This is a genomic window from Pseudomonas sp. GM21, assembly GCF_000282215.1.
Lineage (GTDB): Bacteria > Pseudomonadota > Gammaproteobacteria > Pseudomonadales > Pseudomonadaceae > Aquipseudomonas.
The window spans coordinates 1-17,338 of sequence record NZ_AKJS01000029.1 but is presented as its reverse complement, the minus strand read 5'-3'; the positions used below and the strand labels follow the sequence as shown (position 1 = coordinate 17,338).

Genomic DNA, 17,338 nt, shown 5'->3' with positions numbered 1-17,338 from the left:
GCGGCAGCGGCAGCAGCCATGGCGTTGGCGACGTTATGCGTACCGAGCAGGTTCAGTTGAACGCGCTCCACCCCATCAGGCGTGTGCAGGTTGAACGCCGGGCAGCCGCGAGCATCGCGGTCCAGGTCACTGGCGTAGAAGTCGGCACTGAGATTGCTCAGGGCAAACGACAGCACTTTGCGACCGGCCGCGCGAGCCTTCCAGATTTCAAAGGCCTTGTCGTCGAGATTAAGAACGGCGATGCCATCGGCCTCGAGCCCTTCAATAATTTCGCCTTTGGCTTCAACGATTTTTTCCGGCCCGCCAAACTCACCAACGTGGGCGGTACCGGCGTTGTTGAGGATGGCCACATGAGGTTTGGTCATGCCCACGGTGTAGGCAATTTCGCCAAGGCGCGAGGCACCGAGTTCGATCACAGCAGCGGTGTGTTCCGGCGCGAGTTCGAGTAAGGTCAGCGGCACGCCGAGGTCGTTGTTCAGGTTGCCACGGGTGGCCAATACCGGACCGCGCGTGCGCAGGATACTGGCGAGCATTTCCTTGACCGTGGTCTTGCCACTGGAACCGGTGATGGCCGCGACAGGGTTGGTGAACCCGGCACGGTTCAGTGCGCCCAGTTGACCGAGCGCCTGACGGGTGTCTTTGACCAGTAGTTGTGGCATTGCGCTGTCGGCGACTTCGCGCTCGACCAACGCAGCGACGGCACCTTTGGCCGCGACGTCGTTCAAGTAGTCGTGACCGTCGAAGCGCGGACCGGTCAGGGCAATAAATAGTTGGCCGGGCTGGATCGCGCGGCTGTCAATGCTGACGCCTTCGAACGTGGCGTCCGCAGCAATCAGGCGAGCATTCAGCGCGCCGGTCAGTTCGCTCAGTTTCAAGGCTTTAAGCATGGGCCACCTCCCACGCGCTCAGGGCATGATCGGCCTCGACCAGATCGGAGAAGGCGTGACGCTCGCCGTTGATTTCCTGATAGTCCTCATGACCTTTACCGGCCAGCACAATCACGTCATCCACCGAAGCGCCGGCGATCAACTGGGCAATCGCCTGGCCACGGCCAGCCACGAAAGTCACTTTATCCACAGCCTTGAAACCGGCGCGGATGTCATCGAAGATCACAGCCGGGTCTTCGGTGCGCGGATTGTCATCGGTCACCAGCACGCCGTCGGCCAGACGTTCAACCACTTCAGCCATCAGCGGACGCTTGCCGCGATCACGATCGCCGCCGCAGCCGAACAGGCACAGCAAGCGACCTTTGGCGTGTGGACGCAGGGCCATCAGGACTTTTTCGAGCGCGTCCGGAGTGTGCGCGTAATCGACCACCACCAGCGGCTGAGTACCGCCACCCAGGCGCTGCATGCGACCGGCCGGGCCTTCGAGCTTCGGCAGGACGTGGAGGATTTCGTCCAGCGCATAGTCCAGACCGAGCAAGGCGCCGACGGCGGCCAGCACATTGCTCAGGTTGAAGCGACCGAGCAAGGTGCTGCGCAAATGGTGCTCGCCCTGAGGCGTGACCAACGTAGCGCGCACGCCTTCATCGTCGAAATGCGCTTCACGGCAATACAAGTAGGCGCTGGTGTCTTCCAGACTGTAGGTGATCAAACGCGACTCACACTTTTCGGCGGCCAGTTGGCGGCCGAATTCGTCGTCCAGGTTCACCACCCGGCACTTCAAATCGTTCCAGGCAAACAGCTTGGCCTTGGCTTCGCCGTAGGCCTGCATGGTGCCGTGGTAATCGAGGTGATCGCGGGACAGGTTGGTCATCACCGCCACGTCAAACGCCAGTGCGGTCACGCGGCCCTGATCCAGACCATGAGAAGAGACTTCCATGGCAACGGCTTTGGCGCCGGCCTTTTTCAGGTCGGCCAGGGTCGCTTGCACGGCGATCGGGTTCGGTGTGGTGTGCAAGCCGCTTTCCAGCGCGCCGTAGAAACCGGAGCCCAGCGTGCCGACGATGCCACAGTGCTGACCCAGAAGATCGAGCGCCTGTGCCACCAGTTGAGTCACGCTGGTTTTGCCATTGGTGCCGGTCACGCCAATCAGATTCAAGTGACGGCTCGGCTCGCCATAAAAGCGTCCGGCGATGTCCGACAGTTGCGCCGCCAGGCCTTTGACCGGAATCAGCGGGACCTCGGTGATCGGCAATACAGTCGCACCTTCGACTTCATAAGCCACGGCGGCAGCGCCGCGTTGCAGGGCATCGGCGATGTGCGCGCGACCGTCGAAGCGCCCGCCCGGGACGGCGAGAAACAGGTCGCCAGCGCGCACGTTGCGGCTGTCGAGCGCCAATTCGCGGATCAGCAGATCGCGACCGGCGTGGGCAAAAATCTTGTTCAGACTCAGAGACATCAGCCGCGCCCTCCATTGGCTTTCAGCGGTACGACGGGAGTTGCATTCGCAGTTTCAGTCGGTGGCAGGTTGTCCGGCGTAATGTTCATCAGGCGCAGTGTCCCGGACATCACCTTGCTGAACACTGGCGCCGAGACCAGACCACCGAAGTATCCGGCCTTGGTCGGTTCATCGATAACCACGACGATGGCGTAACGCGGATCGCTCATCGGTCCGAAGCCTGCGAACAGCGAGCGGTAAGAGTTCTCGGCGTAGCCTTTGCTGCCGACAGAGGTCTTGCGCGCAGTACCCGACTTGCCAGCCACGTGATACGCCGGCACTTGCGCACGGAAGACACCGCGCGGCGCTTCGATCACTTGGGTCAGCATGGTTTGCATGGTTTTCGAGACGGCTTCCGGCAGCACCTGCGTGGTCTGCGGCGCCTTGTCGGTTTTGATCAGGGTCAAGGGTGCGAGGCGACCGTCGTTGGCCAGCGCCGAGAAGGCGTGGACCAGTTGAATCGCAGTCACGGAAACCCCGTAGCCGTAGGACAGCGTGGCGGTTTCAGCCTTGCGCCATTCGCGGTAGTTCGGCAGATTGCCGACGCGCTCGCCCGGGAAGCCGAGACCGGTGTCCTGGCCGAGGCCAAGTTTTTGCGCCAGACGGTAAATCGTCTCGCCGCCGATATCGAACGCGACCTTGCTCATGCCGACGTTACTGGAATTGATCAGGATGCCGGTCAGGTCGAGTACCGGACCTTCGGTCTTCGATACGTCCTTGATGGTGTACTTGCCAATCTGCAAGGAGCCTGGATACACCTCGACGGTATCGCTGGGTTTCCAGCGCCCGGTTTCAATCGCGGCGCTCATGGAAACGGCTTTCATGGTCGAACCCGGCTCGAACACGTCGATCATCGCGCGGTTACGCATCATCGCCGGCTGCAGGTTGCGACGGTTATTCGGGTTGTAGGTCGGCTGGTTGACCATGGCCAGGATCTCGCCGGTCTTCACATCCATGATCACCAGGCTGCCCGCCTTGGCGCCGTTCTCGATGATCGCGTTACGCAGTTCGCGGTTGGCCAGGTATTGCAGGCGCAGGTCAATGGACAACGCCAAGGGCTTGCCGGCCTTGGCGTTTTTGGTGACCTGGACATCCTTGATCAGCCTTCCGCGCCGATCCTTGATGACTTGACGCTTGCCGGGGACCCCGGCGAGCCATTCGTCATAGGCCAGTTCGACCCCTTCTCGACCGTGGTCATCGATGTCGGTGAATCCAACCATGTGCGCGGTGACTTCACCGGCCGGGTAAAAACGCCGGAATTCTTCAATGCCGTAGACGCCCGGTACTTTCAGGTCGAGCACGGACTGGCCCTGCTCCGGAGTCAGCCCGCGAACCAGGTAAATGAATTCTTTGTTGGCCTGGGCTTCGAGACGTTCAGCCAGGGCTTTGGGGTCCTGACCCAGGGCAGCCGCCAGTGCCGGCCACTTCTCTTTGGCCGTTTGCATTTCCTTGGCGTTGGCCCACAGCGTGGTGACCGGGGTACTCACGGCCAAAGGCTCGCCGTTACGGTCGGTGATCAGGCCACGGTGCGCCGGAATCGGAATATGACGAACGCTGCGCGCATCGCCCTGACCTTTAAGGAAGGCCCGGTCGACGACTTGCAGATCGATGATGCGCCAGGAAATCGCCGCGACCATGATGCCGAGCAAACCCACGACCACGCGAAAACGCCATGGGAACATTGCGCCTTCGAGTTTCATCATGGCGCCACCATCTTCACTTCAGCTGCGCCTGGAATGCGCATCTTCAGCTGTTCGGAGGCCAGCACTTCAATACGGCTATGGGCGGTCCAGGTGCTCTGCTCAAGGATCAAACGACCCCACTCGGCCTGCGCCTTGTCGCGCACGCTCAACTCGTTATACAGCGAGTTCAACAGTTGACGGTTCCAGTGAGCGCTGTACGACACGCCGATCGCTGAAACGAGCACGCCGGCAAACAACAGCAGCATGAAAAAGCTTCCGCCGGGCAGTGGCTTGGCGAAAAGCTTGCTCACCGCAGCTTCTCCGCCACGCGCATGACGGCGCTACGGGAACGTGGGTTGGCTTTGAGTTCGGCGTCGGAGGCCGTCTGCGCTTTGCCATGGACTTTGATTTTCGGTTCGAACGCAACGTGGCGAACCGGCAAGTTGCGCGGCAGGTTGTCGGCTTCGCCTTTAACCAGCTTGCGCATGAACAATTTGACGATGCGATCTTCCAGGGAGTGGAAGCTGATAACGACCAGACGGCCGCCGACTTCCAGGCATTCGAGTGCGGCTTCGAGACCGGCTTCCAGATCGCCCAGTTCGTTGTTGACATGAATTCGCAGACCCTGGAACGCACGGGTCGCCGGGTTCTTGCCTTTTTCCCACGCCGGGTTGGCGACTTTCAGGACTTCGGCCAGATCAGCGGTGCGTTCGAACGGCTTGATGTCGCGGCGCTCGGCCACGGCTCGGGCCATGCGACCGGAGAACCGTTCTTCACCGTATTCCTTGAACACGCGGGCGATTTCTTCCGCCGGTGCGGTGTTGACGAACTCCGCAGCACTGATCCCACGGGAAGGGTCCATGCGCATGTCCAGCGGGCCGTCATTGAGGAAGCTGAAGCCGCGCTCAGGGTCGTCGAGCTGCGGCGAAGACACGCCGAGGTCGAGCAAAACGCCGCTGACCTTGCCCGCCAGGCCGCGCTCGGCGACTTCCGAACCCAGCTCGGCAAAGCTGCGCTGCACAACGACAAAGCGGCCGTCTTCGGCCGCTAGCGTCTGCCCGGTGGCAATTGCTTGAGGATCTTTATCAAATCCGAGCAACCGACCATCAGGCCCCAGCTGGCTCAAGATCAGCCGGCTGTGCCCGCCGCGCCCGAACGTGCCGTCCAGATAGCAGCCATCAGGACGTACGGCGAGAGCCTCGACGGCTTCGTCAAGCAGCACGGTGATGTGGTTAAAGCCGCTATCAATAGTCACAGGATCAAATCACGCAGTTCATCAGGCATGGCGCCCGGTTGTTGAATAGCAGCCAGGTCAGCGGCAGAAACCGCATCCCAGGCATCCTCGTCCCATAATTGGAACTTGTTCAGTTGGCCTACCAACATCGCGCGCTTATCCAACTTGGCATATTCACGAAGACGCGGTGGAACCAGAAAACGACCACTGCCATCGAGTTCGAGGTCGACGGCATTACCAATCAGCAAACGTTGCAGGCGGCGGTTCTCTTCGCGAAGCGAAGGCAGTGCGCGCAGTTTGGTTTCAATAACTTCCCACTCATCGAGGGGGTAAACACACAAACATGGATCAACGGCGTCGATTGTGACGATTAACTGCCCGGAACTACGCGAAACGAGCTCGTCACGGTACCGGCTCGGCATGGCGAGACGGCCCTTTGCATCGAGACTGATAGCGTTAGCTCCGCGAAACACGTCAGCGTTTCTCCAAATTTTAGCGTTTTACGTTCAAAAAACCCACTTCATGCCACTTTCCGCCACTTGCGCACACTATAGGAATGCGGCCACCGCACCGTCAAGGCGCGGATTAAAGGAAAACCCTTACAGAACTGAGATTTAGGAGCGTAGGAGGGGGTGATACGGAAATCTGACGTGTCATTGCACCCAATAACTTGAGACAACTCAGATGGCTGCGCTCGAAAGTTAAAGTAGTTTGTTAAGAGTAAGATTTTTTTGGTCTTACGAAAGTGCTTCTGCTGATGATTCTGAAAGGAGGGGAAATGCAATCACCAGCGCCCTGCTCAAAGATTCAAACAGGGAGGAAAAAAAGGTGGAGAGTCGATCTGTAAGCCGGGTTCTGTCTTGAACAGTCATTCGTCTACGATGGCCATCACTGGACATCTTTAGCAACCTACCCGGTCCCAGCGCGGGCCACGCCTTGGGACCCTATTTGGTCTTGCTCCAAGTGGGGTTTACCTAGCCACGAACTGTTGCCAGACGTGCGGTGCGCTCTTACCGCACCTTTTCACCCTTACCGGCGCCGAAGCGCTTAGGCGGTTATTTTCTGTGGCACTTTCCGTAGGCTCACGCCTCCCAGGCATTACCTGGCACTTCGCCCTGTGGAGCCCGGACTTTCCTCCCCCCCCTAATTTTCATAGAGGGCAGCGACTGTCCGATCGACTCTCCGCCGCGAAGGTTAACGGCAGAGCGGCCGAAGAACAAGCGCTAAACGCCTTTGACCCCTCCAGCACGTCGGGTTTTACTCGCCCTTCTGTTTATCGAGAGCGACCTGATACAGCACATTCTTGCGCTCGCCAGTGATTTGCGCGGCCAAGGCGGCCGCACGCTTGAGCGGCATCTCTTCGAGCAACAGGTTGAGGATGCGCATCGCTTCGCTACTGACCGCATCTTCGGTCTCGGGCGCGGCCCAGCCAGCCACCAGCACCACACACTCACCGCGCTGCTGATTACTGTCCGACTCGACGAACTCGCGCAATTGGGCCAATGGCAGGCCTTTGAGGGTTTCGAAGGTTTTAGTGATCTCACGAGCCAGCAACGCCTGACGCTCGCCGCCGAATACCAGCTCCATGTCTTGCAGACATTCAAGAATGCGGTGCGGAGCCTCGTAGAAAATCAGCGTGCGCGGCTCTTCCTTTACCAGCTCAAGACGAGCCCGGCGACCGACCGCCTTGGCCGGCAGGAAGCCCTCGAAGATAAACCGGTCGGATGGCAAACCCGCCGCCGACAGCGCCGCGATCAACGCGCAGGCTCCCGGCACTGGCACCACATTGATCCCCGCAGCACGGGCCTGACGCACCAAGTGATAACCGGGATCGGAAATCAACGGAGTGCCGGCATCGGATATCAGCGCCACATCGTCGCCTGCCAGCAGACGCGTAATAAAGCGACTACCTTCATCCCGTTCATTGTGTTCATGACAGGCGGCCAAGGGTGTAGGGATACCGAAATGCTGCATCAATCGCTGGGAGTGGCGAGTGTCCTCAGCGGCAATCAACGCCACCTCACGAAGGATCTTCAGCGCACGCGCACTGATGTCGTCCAGGTTGCCGATGGGCGTCGCCACCACATAAAGCGAGCCAGCAGCGGAATTCAAAGCACCTGGAGCAGTCAAAACGCACACCTCATGATCGGTAAAAAGTGACATTGTAGCGCGTAGCGGCGCTTGCGATACGCTTGGCCCTTCCCGGGTTTTTTCGCCGTTTGTGCAGTACTGCAACATTTACACGAGCTAAATTGATCGATTCACGCCAGCAACATCGCGCCCCGGCCAGTGCTTGGGTACAATTCCACGCTAATTTGATCGAGTAACAGGAACACTACATGATCGCTTGCCTGCGGCTGTTCACTGCCCTCTGCCTCGCTGCCTTGCTGGCGGCTTGCGCCAGCTCGCCCTCCTCCAGCCTTGGCGAAGTTCCACGGACCCCGAATGCCAGCGTCGAGCAGTTGCTCGCGCAGGCCAATCAAAGCAAAGACCCGGAGGAAGCTGCCCTGTTGCGGCTGAGCGCCGCAGACGTGGCCTACCGCCAAGGGAACGCCGGCCAGTCCGCGCAAATCCTGCAGCAGGTTCCGGTCGAGCAACTCAAGCCAGGCCCACAAGTCTTCGCCAGTACACTGGCGGCGGAGCTGGCCATGGTGCGCAATCAGCCCAAAGCAGCACTGACGGCTTTGAGCCATCCGAGCCTGCAACGCCTGGGTGAACTGCCGGCCGAGCAACAGGTTCGCACCGGCACTGTTCACGCCCGCGCCCTCGAAGCAGATGGCCAGACGCTGGCCGCCGCACGGGTGCGTATTTTCATTGCTCCCATGCTGAGCGGTGACGCGGCGAGCAAAAACCACGATGCGATCTGGACCCTGATTGCCTCCCTGCCCGCCGAACAACTGCAGCCAACCACCTCCGACGACCTCGGGGGCTGGATGGGCCTGGCACTGGCGGTGAAAACGGCCGGGACACTGGAGCAACAGCAAGCCGCAATCGATAACTGGCGCGCCCAAAACCCTAAACACCCGGCCGCCATTCAACTGCCGCAGGCATTGACCAACCTCAAGGAGCTGGCCAGCCAACCCCTGAGCAAGATTGCCCTGCTGCTGCCACAAGACGGCCAGCTGGCATCGGTCGGCAAAGCATTGCGCGAAGGCTTCATGGCTGCTTACTACCAGGCTCAGCAAACCGGACAGAAGCCACCCGCCATCGAGTTTTATGACAGTTCGAAGCTGACATCGATGGACGAGTTCTACCGCAAGGCCCAGGCCGACGGCGTGCAACTGGTGGTCGGCCCGCTGGAAAAACCACTGGTTAAACAGCTTAGCGCCCGCCCGCAATTGCCGATCACCACCCTGGCACTGAACTACAGCGAAGGCGAACAAGGCCCACCCCAACTGTTCCAGTTTGGTCTGGCCGCTGAAGACGAAGCCCGCGAAGTGTCTCGCCGCGCGCGCGCCGATGGCCTGCATCGCGCTGCGATCATGGTGCCCAAAGGCGAATGGGGCGATCGCGTGATCCGGGCATTCAGCCAGGACTGGCAAGCCAACGGCGGCACTATCGTTGCCACCGAACGCGTAGACCAGCCGGTTCAACTGGCCCAGCAGATTGCTGACATGTTCCAGCTGCGCCAGAGCGAAGGCCGCGCAAAAAGCCTGCAAAGCACCGTCGGTTCGCAAGTTGCCGCCCAGCCGTCACGCAGCCAGGACATCGAATTCATCTTCCTGGCCTCCACTCCGCAACAGGCTCAACAGATCAAACCGACCCTCAACTTCCAATACGCCGGTGACGTACCGGTCTACGCCACCTCCCACGTGTACAGCGCCAGCGGCGACGTGAATCAGTACAACGACATGAACGGCATTCGCTTCTGCGAAACCCCGTGGTTGCTGGACGCCAATGATCCACTGCGCAGACAGGTTACGGCTCAATGGCCTCAAGCCGCCGGCAGCCTCGGTCGCCTGTATGCCATGGGCGTCGATGCTTACCGCCTGGCACCACGCCTGGGGCAACTCAAAGCCTTGCCGGACAGCCGCCTCGAAGGCCAGTCGGGCAGCCTGAGCCTGACTCAGAACCAACGCGTCGTGCGTCAGCTGCCGTGGGCTCAGTTCGTCAATGGCCAGGTTCAACGCCTGCCAGGCACCCCGAACTGATGCCCGACCGGTCACGCCAGCAAAGCGGTAAAGATGCCGAGCGCCATGCGCTCGAGCATCTTCAACAACAAGGTCTGCGCCTGTTGGCGCAGAACTGGTTGTGTAAACGCGGCGAGCTTGATCTGGTCATGCTTGATGGCGATACAGTAGTATTCGTTGAAGTCCGCTACAGAAAAAACACCCAATGGGGTGGCGCGCTCGATAGCATCGATGAGCGCAAACGGCAAAAACTGATTTTTGCTGCGCAGTATTTTCTTCAGCGCGAGTCGCGTTGGGCCCATTCCCCTTGCCGCTTCGACGTGGTTGCCATCGACAGCAACCTTGATCAGTTGAACTGGTTGCAGAATGCCTTCGACAGCTGATCGCTTGCGCGCCGAGCCGGACATCTTCACCCAACACTTTTGCTCTTTGCATTGCGGGCTGCACATTCATGTGCCGAGTAGCCGCGCTAATTAAGGTCACACAGATGGACATGCAATCCCGAATTCGCCAGCTTTTTCAGGCCAGTATCGACACCAAGCAAATGGCGATGGACGTACTTGCACCGCACATCGAGCAAGCCAGCCAAGTGATGGTCAACGCCCTGCTCAATGAGGGCAAAATGCTTTCCTGTGGTAACGGCGGTTCCGCTGGCGACGCCCAGCATTTTTCGTCGGAGCTGCTCAACCGCTTCGAACGGGAACGCCCGAGCCTGCCCGCCATCGCGCTGACCACTGACAGTTCGACCATCACCTCGATTGCCAACGACTACAGCTACAACGAAATTTTCTCCAAACAGATCCGCGCGCTTGGTCAACCGGGCGACGTATTGCTGGCGATTTCCACCAGCGGTAACTCGGCAAACATAATTCAGGCGATCCAGGCCGCACATGATCGCGAAATGGTTGTCGTAGCATTGACCGGTCGCGATGGCGGCGGCATGGCGTCACTGCTTTTGCCCGAGGACGTCGAGATTCGCGTACCGGCCAATGTCACCGCACGTATTCAGGAAGTCCACCTGCTGGCGATCCATTGCCTTTGCGATCTGATCGACAGCCAATTGTTCGGGAGTGAAGAATGACCCCTAATCGCCTAGGCCTGATGGCCTTGACCCTGTGCCTCGGCATCAGCGGCTGCACCTCGGTGGTTAACGCCAGCCGTGAAGCGCCGATTGAAGATGACCGTGGCACGCGCACCTTTGGCAGCAAGATCGACGACTCCCTGATCGATACCAAAGTCGGCGTAAACGTGGCCAAGGCCGACCCCGCCCTGGACAACGAGTCGCATATTGTCGTCACCAGCTTCAACGGCGTGGTATTGCTCGCCGGTCAGACGCCTCGCGCCGACCTCAAGGCTAAAGCCGAACAGGCTGCTGCCGCTGTGCAACGCGTAAAAACCGTCCACAACGAATTGCAGATTCTGCCGCCCTCCTCGTTGCTGGCGCGCCAGAACGACACCTGGCTGACCACCAAGATCAAGACCCAGATGCTCACCGACCCCTACATTCCTGGTTCGCGCATCAAGGTTGTGACCGAAAACGGCATCGTCTACTTGCTGGGCCTGCTGACCAAACAGGAAGCCACTCAGGCTACCAACCTGGTACAGGGCGTTTCCGGTGTGCAGAAGGTTGTGAAGCTGTTTGAGTACATCGACTGATACCCAAACCGCAGACATAAAAAAGGCGATCCATCCGGATCGCCTTTTTTTTACTTCACCACTTTCAAACTGGGTCGACCGCTGGGACGCGGCGGCTCGCTGTCGGGTGGCGGAATATCATCATCCGGCTCGATCTCTTCCTCGTCTTCCATAGGCGATTCCAGATCAAACACCATGCCCTGGCCGTTCTCCCGGGCGTAAATCCCCAGGATCGAGGCGATAGGCACGTACAAGGTGTGCGGCACGCCACCGAAACGCCCTTCGAAACTGACCGCCTCGTTATCCATGTGCAGATGACGCACGGCTTGCGGCGACACGTTCAAGACAATTTGTCCGTCACTGGCAAAACCCTGAGGTACCTGCACCGACGGATACTCGGAATTGACCAGCATGTGCGGGGTGCAATCGTTGTCCACAATCCACTCGTAGAGCGCGCGGACCAGATAAGGTCGACTGGAGTTCATAGCGGCTCCTTAAGCCTTAGCGCATATCGCGTTCGACACCAGACAGACTTGCCTGGAAAGCCTCACGCGCAAACGAGCGCTCCATATAATCAAGCAGCGGCTTGGCTGGCCGCGGCAGTTCAATACCCAAAATCGGCAAGCGCCAGAGTATTGGTAATAGGCAGCAATCCACCAGACTTTGTTCCTCACTGAGGAAAAACGGCTTGTCGGCGAACAACGGCGACACGCCAGTCAGGCTTTCGCGCAGCTCTTTACGAGCAACGACCCGGGCTGCTTCCTTGGTCCGTGAATCCAGGATCAGATCCACCAGGCCACACCAGTCACGCTGAATACGATGAATCAGCAGACGGCTGTTGGCACGCGCCACTGGATAAACCGGCAACAAAGGCGGGTGCGGGTAACGCTCATCCAGATATTCCATCACCACGGTCGACTCCCACAACGCCAGGTCACGATCGACCAGGGTAGGCAGGCTTCCGTAAGGGTTCACCTCAATCAGTTTAGGCGGCTGACGACCAGCTTCCACGTAAATGATCTCGGCGCTGACACCCTTCTCTGCAAGTACGATACGCACTCGGTGGGAATAGTGGTCGGCGGGGTCGGAGTAACAGGCCAACCGATTGGTCACGCCCATGGCGGTCCTCCTCGCTTGTTGAAATTATCGGAAGCGGAAAAACGAGCGCGCCCAGAGGACGCCTCCCGTAACGCCTGGATCACCAGGCTCGTTACACCTTCAGAGGCGCCCTTGGGCGCGCGCGATTAACAGCAATTGCTTGAAGCTTTATCAGTGCACATCTTTCCAGTATTCGCGCTTGAGCAAATAAGCGAATACGAAGAAGAACGCCAGGTACAGCAAGACGTAGGTACCGATGCGCTGATGTTGCAGCTTAACCGGGTTAGCCGAGTAAGCCAGGAAGGTTACCAGATTCTTGACCTTCTCATCGAACTGCTCTTCGGTCAGAGCACCGCTTTTCGGCACGATGGTCAACTGATCGCACGCTTCATGGGTCAGCGCGGTACCGGTCAGTGGATCAAATTGCTTCTTGCCGTCTTCGACGATCTGAACCTGTTTGCATCCCACGACCTGACGACCTTGCAAGGCGGCCATGACGTTAGGCATACCGACGTTCGGGAAGACCTTGTTGTTCACGCCCCATGGACGCGACGGGTCTTCATAGAAGGACGTCAGGTAGCCGTAGAGCCAGTCAGTACCACGAACGCGAGCCACCAGCGTCAGGTCGGGCGGAGCCGCGCCGAACCAGGCCTTGGCGTCCGCCGGCTGCATGCCGATGTTCATGTGGTCGCCAATCTTGGCACCAGTGAACACCAGCTTCGAGAGCATCAGATCATGGGGAACGCCAATATCATCGGCAACACGCTCGTACCGTTGGAACTTGGCGCTGTGGCAGCCCATGCAGTAGTTGGCGAATGTACGTGCGCCATCCTGCAAGGCTGCCTTGTCAGAAACGTCGATGTCGACGCTTTTCAGCTCAGGACCACCGTGTTCCGCCCCGAAGGACAGAGCAGGCATAGCCGCAAGAATCAGTACAGCAAATAGCTTTTTCATCAGCCAGTCACCCTTTCCGGAACCGGTTTGGTCTTCTCAAGCCTGGTGTAGAACGGCATCAGAATGAAGTAGGCGAAGTACAGGAACGTACACACCTGCGACAACAGCGTCCGGCCTGGCGTTGGAGCCAACACGCCCAGCACACCCAGGATCACGAACGAGATGCAGAACACCCACAACCAGATCTTGCTCAGCCAGCCTTTGTAGCGCATCGACTTGACCGGACTGCGGTCCAGCCACGGCAGGACGAACAGCACGGCGATGGCTGCACCCATGGCGATAACGCCCAGGAGCTTGTCCGGAACCGCTCGCAGAATCGCGTAGAACGGGGTGAAGTACCAGACCGGAGCGATGTGCTCTGGGGTCTTGAAGGCGTTCGCCACTTCGAAGTTCGGCTTCTCGAGGAAGTAACCGCCCATTTCCGGGAAGAAGAACACGATCGAGCAGAAGATGAACAGGAACACCACAACGCCGACGATATCTTTCACGGTGTAGTACGGGTGGAAGGCAATGCCGTCCAGCGGTACGCCGTTTTCGTCTTTGTATTTCTTGATGTCGACGCCGTCCGGGTTGTTCGAACCGACTTCGTGCAACGCCAGAACGTGCAGCACCACCAGACCCAGGATCACGATCGGCAAGGCAACAACGTGCAGGGCGAAGAAGCGGTTCAGGGTAATACCGGAAATCAGGTAGTCACCACGAATCCACTGGGTCAGGTCGTTACCGATAACCGGGATGGCACCGAACAGCGAGATGATCACTTGGGCGCCCCAGTAGGACATCTGACCCCACGGCAGCAAGTACCCCATGAAGGCTTCGGCCATCAGCGCCAGGTAGATCAGCATGCCGAAGACCCACACCAGCTCACGCGGCTTCTGGTACGAACCGTAGAGCAAGCCTCGGAACATGTGCAGATAAACCACGATGAAGAACGCCGAAGCTCCGGTGGAGTGCAGCAGACGCAGGATCGAGCCGTACTCGACGTCGCGCATGATGTATTCGACGGAAGCAAACGCCTCTTCTGCCGACGGGGTGTAGCTCATGGTCAGCCAGACACCGGTGACGATCTGGTTAACCAGAACGAGCAGCGCCAGGGAGCCAAAGAAATAGAAGAAGTTGAAGTTCTTCGGGGCGTAATACTTGCTGAGATGGTCTTCCCACATTTTGGTCGCGGGAAAGCGCGCATCAACCCAATCCATGAACTTGCTCATCACGCTTTCTCCGTATCGACGCCGATGACAATGATCTCGTCGGTCTCATAGGAATGCGGTGGAACTGGCAGGTTCAAAGGCGCAGGTTGCGACTTGTAGACGCGGCCAGCCAGATCGTAATGGGAGCCGTGGCAAGGGCAGAAATATCCACCTACCCATTTCGGACCAAGATCCGCAGGGGCCACTTCCGGACGGAAAGTAGGCGAACAACCCAAGTGGGTACAAATACCGATCAGCAGCAGAACTTCTGGCTTGATCGAACGTGTTTCGGGGTTGACGTAGTCCGGTTGCGTCGATTGCTTGGACTCAGGATCGGCGAGCTCGCCTTCGATCTTTTTCAGATTCCCCAGGATTTCCTCTGTACGGCGGACAATGAACACCGGCTGGCCGCGCCACTCAGCAATCATCTGCTGGCCTGGCTCGATTTTGCTGACATTCACTTTCACCGGTGCACCTGCGGCTTTCGCCTTGGCACTGGGAAACCATGACCCCACGAACGGGACCGCAGCCCCCACCGCTCCTGCAGCACCCACCACGGATGTGGCTGCTACCAAGAAGCGACGCCGGCCTGTATTCACGCCGTCATTGCTCATTCAGTCCTCTCCCATCAGCTTTGTGGCCTGTTAAATCAGGCATCTACTAAGTAAATCTATGCACTTATAAAAATTTTGCCGAATGGTAATGAAAAGCCCCAATTCTGACAAGGTAATTACCGAAGGGCTCCACTGCCAAGCCCTGTAGTATAGGGGCTCTACGGATGTGGCAAGTTGTCACAGCGCAATTCTTTTTTAAATCGCACGCATAAAAAAACGCCCAGCTCCGTGAGGAAACTGGGCGTTCTTTTTTGAACGTGAAAGCGAATTAACGCTTCGAGTACTGCGGACGCTTACGCGCTTTACGCAGACCGACTTTCTTACGTTCAACTTCACGAGCATCGCGAGTAACGAAGCCAGCTTTGCGCAGAGCGCCACGCAGGGTTTCGTCGTACTGCATCAGTGCGCGAGTGATACCGTGGCGGATTGCGCCAGCTTGACCACTTACACCACCACCGATCACGGTGACGTAGATGTCGAACTTCTCGACAGTCTCAGTCAATTCCAGCGGCTGACGAACTACCATGCGGGCAGTTTCGCGGCCGAAGAAATTATCCAGCGAACGGTTGTTGATGGAGATGTTACCAGTGCCCGGACGCAGGAAAACGCGTGCGGTTGCGGTCTTGCGACGGCCAGTGCCGTAATTTTGAGTCGCCGACATAATGAACTATTCCGTTAAAACTTCAGTTCTTGGGGCTGCTGAGCAGTATGAGGGTGTACAGCGCCCGCATAGACTTTCAGCTTACGATACATGTCGCGACCCAGCGGGTTCTTAGGCAGCATGCCTTTGACCGCGGTCTCGATCACGCGCTCAGGGGCTTTGGCGATCAGCTTTTCAAAGTTGATCGACTTGATGCCGCCCGGGAAACCGGAGTGGGAGTAGTAGATTTTGTCGGTGGTTTTAGCACCGGTTACACGAATCTGCTCGGCATTGATAACGACGATGTAATCGCCGGTGTCAACGTGAGGAGTGTACTCAGCTTTATGCTTGCCACGCAGACGGCTCGCGATTTCGGTGGCCAGACGACCCAGGGTCTGACCTGCAGCGTCGACGACAAACCAGTCGCGCTGTACTGTTTCCGGTTTAGCAGTAAAAGTTTTCATTCTTTATAGCCTCAGGGGCCGCCCTGTAAATTAGACGGCGGATCTTACTGAATAGTGCGTACTTTGACAAGTCAAAGGCAGCCGGATACAGACGCTTTCGGGGGCTCGGGTCGGCGCGTCCGTTCAACGGCAAGATTCTTCGGCGGCGGCGCATCACTTCCACTGCAGAAAGAGGTGCGCAATTATGCAGATTGCGAAAAATATTTCAACCTGCTTTTATGATTGTTTTGCCCAAGGAGCACCTGATGGACTATCGACAGCTAGGCCGAACCGATCTGAACGTGAGCGCTATCTGCCTCGGAACCATGACGTGGGGCGAGCAAAACAGCGAAGCTGAAGCCTTCGCCCAGATTGAACGGGCCAAAGGTGCCGGGATCAATTTCATCGACACTGCCGAGATGTATCCGGTGCCGCCCAAGGCCGACACCTACGCCACCACCGAGCGCTATATCGGCAATTACTTCAAAACTCGCGGCGATCGCGCCGACTGGATCCTGGCCAGCAAGATAGCCGGCCCCGGTAACACCATCGACTACATCCGCGACAAAAACCTGCGTCACAACCGCCAGCACATCACTGAAGCCGTGGACGCGAGCCTCAAGCGCCTGCAAACCGATTACATCGACCTTTACCAACTGCATTGGCCGGAACGCAGCACCAATTTCTTCGGCCAGCTGGGCTACAAACACAAGAGCGAAGCCAACCTCACGCCGTTGGAAGATACGCTCGAAGCACTGGACGAGCAGGTCAAGGCCGGCAAGATCCGCCACATTGGCCTGTCCAATGAAACACCATGGGGCACCATGCGCTTCCTCGCCTTGGCCGAAGCCCGCGGCTGGCCGCGCGCCGTGTCGATCCAGAATCCCTACAACCTGCTCAACCGCAGCTTCGAAGTCGGTTTGGCAGAAATTGCCATTCGTGAACAATGCGGCTTGCTCGCTTACTCGCCGCTGGCGTTCGGTTTCCTGTCAGGCAAGTACGAAGGTGGCGCGCGCCCGCCGAAGGGCCGCCTGAGCCTCTACAGCCGCTTCAGCCGCTATTTCAATCCACAATCGGAAGCGGCGTGCAGCCGTTACGTGGCATTGGCCCGTGAACACGGCTTGGACCCGGCACAGATGGCATTGGCATTCGTGAATCAACAGCCGTTCGTCACCAGCAACATCATCGGTGCAACGACGCTTGAGCAGCTTGAAAGCAATTTAGCGAGCTTCGAGCTGAAACTTTCGGACGAAGTGCTGGAAGGGATTGAGGCGATTCACAAGGATCACCCGAACCCGGCACCGTAATCCAAGACGATGATCGTTCCCACGCTCTG

At 58.4% G+C, this 17,338-nt stretch carries 19 protein-coding genes and 1 other RNA gene; 5 read left to right on the top strand and 15 right to left on the bottom strand.

What is annotated here, in order from left to right; translation table 11 throughout:
• The 8 genes from PMI22_RS23185 to rsmI all read right to left on the bottom strand — a co-directional run.
• Positions 1-887: UDP-N-acetylmuramoyl-tripeptide--D-alanyl-D-alanine ligase (locus PMI22_RS23185; RefSeq protein ID WP_007943740.1), on the bottom strand; the 887-nt coding region annotated here is incomplete at its 3' end.
• Positions 880-2,343 (bottom strand): UDP-N-acetylmuramoyl-L-alanyl-D-glutamate--2,6-diaminopimelate ligase, encoded by a 1,464-nt coding sequence (locus PMI22_RS23190; protein ID WP_007943739.1) that lies wholly within the window; start codon positions 2,341-2,343, stop codon positions 880-882. The genes PMI22_RS23185 and PMI22_RS23190, both read right to left, overlap by 8 nt.
• On the bottom strand, positions 2,343-4,082 hold the full coding sequence (locus tag PMI22_RS23195) for a peptidoglycan D,D-transpeptidase FtsI family protein (RefSeq protein ID WP_162830872.1): 1,740 nt from the start codon (positions 4,080-4,082) through the stop codon (positions 2,343-2,345). Before PMI22_RS23195 ends, PMI22_RS23190 begins: the two co-directional genes overlap by 1 nt.
• Positions 4,082-4,375 (bottom strand): cell division protein FtsL, encoded by a 294-nt coding sequence (ftsL, locus tag PMI22_RS23200; RefSeq protein ID WP_007943735.1) that lies wholly within the window; start codon positions 4,373-4,375, stop codon positions 4,082-4,084. The genes PMI22_RS23195 and ftsL overlap by 1 nt, the downstream gene beginning before the upstream one ends.
• Positions 4,372-5,319 carry a 16S rRNA (cytosine(1402)-N(4))-methyltransferase RsmH gene (gene rsmH / locus PMI22_RS23205; protein ID WP_007943734.1) on the bottom strand — a complete coding sequence of 316 codons (948 nt, stop codon included), beginning with the start codon at positions 5,317-5,319 and terminating at the stop codon, positions 4,372-4,374. Before rsmH ends, ftsL begins: the two co-directional genes overlap by 4 nt.
• Positions 5,316-5,771, bottom strand: coding sequence for a division/cell wall cluster transcriptional repressor MraZ (gene mraZ, locus PMI22_RS23210; protein WP_007943733.1), 456 nt, complete (start codon positions 5,769-5,771; stop codon positions 5,316-5,318). Before mraZ ends, rsmH begins: the two co-directional genes overlap by 4 nt.
• A 355-nt stretch (positions 5,772-6,126) precedes the next feature.
• An RNA gene (rnpB, locus tag PMI22_RS29910) (RNase P RNA component class A) lies at positions 6,127-6,480 on the bottom strand.
• A gap of 75 nt (positions 6,481-6,555) precedes the next feature.
• Positions 6,556-7,461, bottom strand: a complete 906-nt coding sequence (rsmI, locus tag PMI22_RS23215; RefSeq protein WP_162830871.1) for a 16S rRNA (cytidine(1402)-2'-O)-methyltransferase — start codon at positions 7,459-7,461, stop codon at positions 6,556-6,558.
• A gap of 176 nt (positions 7,462-7,637) precedes the next feature.
• Here rsmI and PMI22_RS23220 point away from each other — a divergent pair, with 176 nt between their 5' ends.
• From PMI22_RS23220 to PMI22_RS23230, 4 genes are all read left to right on the top strand, one after another.
• Entirely contained in the window at positions 7,638-9,449 is a 1,812-nt protein-coding gene (locus PMI22_RS23220) for a penicillin-binding protein activator (RefSeq protein WP_007943731.1), read from the top strand.
• Entirely contained in the window at positions 9,449-9,811 is a 363-nt protein-coding gene (locus PMI22_RS30345) for a YraN family protein (protein ID WP_007943728.1), read from the top strand. Before PMI22_RS23220 ends, PMI22_RS30345 begins: the two co-directional genes overlap by 1 nt.
• Before the next feature lie 104 nt (positions 9,812-9,915).
• Positions 9,916-10,509, top strand: coding sequence for a phosphoheptose isomerase (locus PMI22_RS23225; protein ID WP_007943727.1), 594 nt, complete (start codon positions 9,916-9,918; stop codon positions 10,507-10,509).
• Complete coding sequence (locus tag PMI22_RS23230; RefSeq protein WP_007943726.1) at positions 10,506-11,084, top strand: BON domain-containing protein; 579 nt, start codon at positions 10,506-10,508, stop codon at positions 11,082-11,084. The genes PMI22_RS23225 and PMI22_RS23230 overlap by 4 nt, the downstream gene beginning before the upstream one ends.
• A gap of 50 nt (positions 11,085-11,134) precedes the next feature.
• Here the strand turns inward: PMI22_RS23230 and PMI22_RS23235 are convergent, their stop codons facing one another.
• From PMI22_RS23235 to rplM, 7 genes are all read right to left on the bottom strand, one after another.
• Positions 11,135-11,548: a ClpXP protease specificity-enhancing factor gene (locus PMI22_RS23235; protein WP_007943725.1), complete on the bottom strand. Its 414-nt coding sequence runs from the start codon at positions 11,546-11,548 to the stop codon at positions 11,135-11,137.
• A 16-nt stretch (positions 11,549-11,564) separates the two neighbouring features.
• The gene (locus PMI22_RS23240) at positions 11,565-12,182 is read right to left on the bottom strand and encodes a glutathione S-transferase N-terminal domain-containing protein (RefSeq protein ID WP_007905304.1); all 618 of its coding nucleotides are present in this window, start codon (positions 12,180-12,182) and stop codon (positions 11,565-11,567) included.
• Between the two features lie 150 nt (positions 12,183-12,332).
• Positions 12,333-13,115, bottom strand: coding sequence for a cytochrome c1 (locus PMI22_RS23245; protein ID WP_007943724.1), 783 nt, complete (start codon positions 13,113-13,115; stop codon positions 12,333-12,335).
• Entirely contained in the window at positions 13,115-14,326 is a 1,212-nt protein-coding gene (locus tag PMI22_RS23250; RefSeq protein ID WP_007943720.1) for a cytochrome b, read from the bottom strand. The genes PMI22_RS23245 and PMI22_RS23250 overlap by 1 nt, the downstream gene beginning before the upstream one ends.
• The gene (petA, locus tag PMI22_RS23255) at positions 14,326-14,919 is read right to left on the bottom strand and encodes a ubiquinol-cytochrome c reductase iron-sulfur subunit (protein WP_007943719.1); all 594 of its coding nucleotides are present in this window, start codon (positions 14,917-14,919) and stop codon (positions 14,326-14,328) included. Before petA ends, PMI22_RS23250 begins: the two co-directional genes overlap by 1 nt.
• 268 nt (positions 14,920-15,187) lie before the next feature.
• The gene (gene rpsI / locus PMI22_RS23260; protein ID WP_002555064.1) at positions 15,188-15,580 is read right to left on the bottom strand and encodes a 30S ribosomal protein S9; all 393 of its coding nucleotides are present in this window, start codon (positions 15,578-15,580) and stop codon (positions 15,188-15,190) included.
• A 14-nt stretch (positions 15,581-15,594) separates the two neighbouring features.
• Complete coding sequence (rplM, locus tag PMI22_RS23265) at positions 15,595-16,023, bottom strand: 50S ribosomal protein L13 (RefSeq protein WP_007905295.1); 429 nt, start codon at positions 16,021-16,023, stop codon at positions 15,595-15,597.
• A 245-nt stretch (positions 16,024-16,268) separates the two neighbouring features.
• On the opposite strand from rplM, the gene PMI22_RS23270 reads away from it, so the two are divergent.
• The gene (locus PMI22_RS23270; protein WP_007943718.1) at positions 16,269-17,309 is read left to right on the top strand and encodes an NADP(H)-dependent aldo-keto reductase; all 1,041 of its coding nucleotides are present in this window, start codon (positions 16,269-16,271) and stop codon (positions 17,307-17,309) included.
• Positions 17,310-17,338 lie beyond the last annotated feature (29 nt).

Excerpts from the sequence above, each read along its gene's own strand:
- PMI22_RS23220 (WP_007943731.1), top strand. The coding sequence starts at position 7,638 with ATGATCGCTTGCCTGCGGCTGTTCACTGCCCTCTGCCTCGCTGCCTTG.
- PMI22_RS23225 (WP_007943727.1), top strand. The coding sequence starts at position 9,916 with ATGGACATGCAATCCCGAATTCGCCAGCTTTTTCAGGCCAGTATCGAC.
- PMI22_RS23235 (WP_007943725.1), bottom strand. The coding sequence starts at position 11,548 with ATGAACTCCAGTCGACCTTATCTGGTCCGCGCGCTCTACGAGTGGATT.
- PMI22_RS23245 (WP_007943724.1), bottom strand. The coding sequence starts at position 13,115 with ATGAAAAAGCTATTTGCTGTACTGATTCTTGCGGCTATGCCTGCTCTG.
- PMI22_RS23195 (WP_162830872.1), bottom strand. The coding sequence starts at position 4,082 with ATGAAACTCGAAGGCGCAATGTTCCCATGGCGTTTTCGCGTGGTCGTG.
- rsmI (WP_162830871.1), bottom strand. The coding sequence starts at position 7,461 with ATGTCACTTTTTACCGATCATGAGGTGTGCGTTTTGACTGCTCCAGGT.
- PMI22_RS23190 (WP_007943739.1), bottom strand. The coding sequence starts at position 2,343 with ATGTCTCTGAGTCTGAACAAGATTTTTGCCCACGCCGGTCGCGATCTG.
- PMI22_RS23250 (WP_007943720.1), bottom strand. The coding sequence starts at position 14,326 with ATGAGCAAGTTCATGGATTGGGTTGATGCGCGCTTTCCCGCGACCAAA.
- petA (WP_007943719.1), bottom strand. The coding sequence starts at position 14,919 with ATGAGCAATGACGGCGTGAATACAGGCCGGCGTCGCTTCTTGGTAGCA.
- PMI22_RS23230 (WP_007943726.1), top strand. The coding sequence starts at position 10,506 with ATGACCCCTAATCGCCTAGGCCTGATGGCCTTGACCCTGTGCCTCGGC.
- PMI22_RS23270 (WP_007943718.1), top strand. The coding sequence starts at position 16,269 with ATGGACTATCGACAGCTAGGCCGAACCGATCTGAACGTGAGCGCTATC.
- PMI22_RS23240 (WP_007905304.1), bottom strand. The coding sequence starts at position 12,182 with ATGGGCGTGACCAATCGGTTGGCCTGTTACTCCGACCCCGCCGACCAC.
- PMI22_RS30345 (WP_007943728.1), top strand. The coding sequence starts at position 9,449 with ATGCCCGACCGGTCACGCCAGCAAAGCGGTAAAGATGCCGAGCGCCAT.
- rpsI (WP_002555064.1), bottom strand. The coding sequence starts at position 15,580 with ATGTCGGCGACTCAAAATTACGGCACTGGCCGTCGCAAGACCGCAACC.
- rplM (WP_007905295.1), bottom strand. The coding sequence starts at position 16,023 with ATGAAAACTTTTACTGCTAAACCGGAAACAGTACAGCGCGACTGGTTT.